The organism is Streptomyces solincola, assembly GCF_002982015.1.
Classification (GTDB): Bacteria; Actinomycetota; Actinomycetes; order Streptomycetales; family Streptomycetaceae; genus Streptomyces; species Streptomyces solincola.
Map to the genome: position 1 here is coordinate 1 of NZ_PVLV01000721.1, position 2602 is coordinate 2602.

At 77.3% G+C, this 2602-nt stretch carries 1 protein-coding gene; it reads right to left on the reverse strand.

The window, feature by feature from the left end; translation table 11 throughout:
* Positions 1-167: 167 nt before the first annotated feature.
* Positions 168-2486: a type IV secretory system conjugative DNA transfer family protein gene (locus C6N75_RS29665; RefSeq protein ID WP_105871921.1), complete on the reverse strand. Its 2319-nt coding sequence runs from the start codon at positions 2484-2486 to the stop codon at positions 168-170.
* Between the last annotated feature and the right edge of the window lie 116 nt (positions 2487-2602).

Here is a 2602-nt window from a genome sequence, read left to right on the forward strand (position 1 = left end):
CCGTGGTACAATCGGGGCGGGGACGGGAGGAGCGCCAGGCGGGGCGGGGAGCACCGGCGGGATGGGCGGGGTGAGCGCGGACGGTTTTCGCCGTCGCGTATGAAGCGCTCCTTCGATGGTGCCAGCTTGTCACGTCGGCTGGGCCGGCGTGTCACGTCCCCGGGTGCTCACCGGCCCAGGTCCACCAGCAGCGGCGGGCTGTGCTCGCCGCGTACGCCGGACAGGGAGAGCACCGCGTGGCCGGCCGGGACCGCGTGGGCGAGGTCGGAGGCGGACCACCGCTGCCGCTCGACCTCCCGGACGGTGACCGCCTCGGCGGTGGCCGCCCGGCCGGTGACCAGCTTGCGGACGAAGTGCACCGCCTTGGTCAGCGGCTCGTCGGAGATGATCTGCCGGTTGGTGACGTCCCGGGTCTGCACCCACTCGGTGCCCCAGGTCTCGGCGAACCGGCCGCCGTCCCAGGAGCCGATGCCGGCGAACGCCATCCGGCAGCCGACCGCGCCCAGCAGCGGGCCGCGCAGGGTCTCCGGCACCTCCTCCAGGGTGCGCAGCGCCAGCACCACGCCCGCGTTGGCGGAGCGCAGCCGCTGCACGGCGCGGACCGAGTCGGCGGTGACGGTGCGGGTGGCGTCGTCCAGCACCAGGCAGGCGAAGAGCGAGCGGTCGGCGCGGGCCTGCGCGGCCTCGGCGAACTGGGCGAGCAGCAGCCGGGCCACGATCCGGGAGGCCTCGGCGTGACCGCGTTCGGGCAGGTCGACGCGGACCCGCAGCGGGTGCTCGACCGTGCGCAGGGTGAGCCGGGGGGCGTCTCCGTCGGTGCGGAAGAAGCGGGCCAGGGCGGGGCGGTCGAGGAAGGCGATCCGTTCGGCGAGCAGCGGCCCGGCGTCGTCGGCGCGGTCGGCGCCGCGCGCCCGCGCGTCCAGCTCGCGCACCTGCGCCGGGTCGCCGGCGACGGCCGCCCGCAGCGCGGCCAGCGCCCGGGGCGCGCCGTCGAGGAGTTCGCGCAGCTCGGGGACGGGCGGGAAGCGGCCGTGCGCGGCCCGGTAGGGGCCGATGAGCTGGGCGAGCGCGGTGGCGGCCCGGCGGCAGTCCGGCACCAGGTCGCCGACCAGCGCCTCGGCCAGGGTGCGGGCGGCCTCGTCGGGGTCGTCGGCGCCGCCGTAGAGGTCGAGGTCGTGGGTGGAGTCGGGGCGGCCGACGGAGACGACGACGTCGAAGGCGCCGTCCGGGGCGAGCGCGGCCCCCTGCGCGGTGACCGCGACGACCGCGGCGCGGCCGGCCAGCGCCTGGAGGCAGAGCGACTCGGTGACCGGGCGGATCAGCCGTGCCGTCTTCCCCGATCCGGCCGGGCCGACGGCCAGCAGCGAGGTGCCGAGCAGCGCCGGCTCCAGGGCGACGCCGGTGGTGCGGCGGGCGTAGGGGTTGCGGGGGTGGTCGGCGGCGGCGCCGATCCGCACCTGGCCGGTGACCAGGTCGTGCTGGGCGGTGCGGACGGGGAGGTCGCGCGCGCCGGAGGGGTGCCCGCAGGCGGCGGGGCCGTACGCGCGGACGGCGTCGGCGAAGGCCGGCAGCCGTTCGGGGTGGGTGCGCACGCCCTGCCAGGCGCGGCGGATGCGGGCGTAGTCCACATCGCCGAGCGTCCCGGAGCGGGTGGCCTCGGCGAGCCGGCCGGCCGCCTCGGTCAGCCCGGCGTCCCGCAGGTCGGGCCACTCGGCGGGGTCGGCCTCGGGCGGCGGGGGCGCGCCCTGGGGTCCGCCGGCCGCCCGCCGCCGTACCGCCGGCCAGCGCCCGGCCCGTCCGACGGCGGCCAGCACCGCGCAGACCAGCAGCACCCAGTAGAGGTTGGACGCCCACAGCAGCCCGTCGACCCGGGGCATCTCCCGCCACACCCCCGGCACCAGCACGAACAGCGGCCAGATCGGCACGCCGTAGCGCCGCCAGACCTCGGCCCAGTTGCCGACCCGGCCGAAGGCGTGCGCCAGCAGGCCGAGCACCAGGCCGTACCAGAGGTACGTGATCCCGACGTACAGCATGAAGTCGGGGTGGCCGGGCGCCTGCCAGTCCTTCGGCACCAGCCACAGCATGGGCAGCAGCCACCAGTCCTCGACGAAGACCCACCAGCCGTCGAGGTAGCGGTTCCAGAGGAGGGACCACAGCAGCCAGCCGCAGAGGTACGCGATGAGGGCGCCGTTGAGCAGTTGCCGGGCGGGCACCGAGGCGTCCTCCTGCTCCGGGCGCTCCACGTGGCCCGGCCGCCAGATCCCGGTGGCCGCCGCGGGCCGGGGCAGCCGCAGCCACTCGGCGAGCGCGGGCCGGGTGGCGGGCGCCTGCGCGGGCGGCGCGGGCGTCCCGGAAGCCCCCGGGCCGCCGCCCCGGCCTCCCGGCGGGCCGGCGAAGGGCCCGGGTGCGCCGCCGGACGTTCCCGGTGTGCCGGCGGCCGGCCCGGACCGGGTACCGCGCGCGTCGAAGGTGCTGTCGGATTCCATGAACTGCTGCCCCCTGACCAGCCAGGTCCGCCGAAGTGCAGGGCCAATCTAGTGGCAGCGGCCGGGGGGCTTCCGCTTATACGCATCTCCGTGCCCTTGTTACGTCGATGGATTTC

Coding starts and splice junctions, on each gene's coding strand:
- C6N75_RS29665 (WP_105871921.1), bottom strand. CDS start 2,486: ATGGAATCCGACAGCACCTTCGACGCGCGCGGTACCCGGTCCGGGCCG.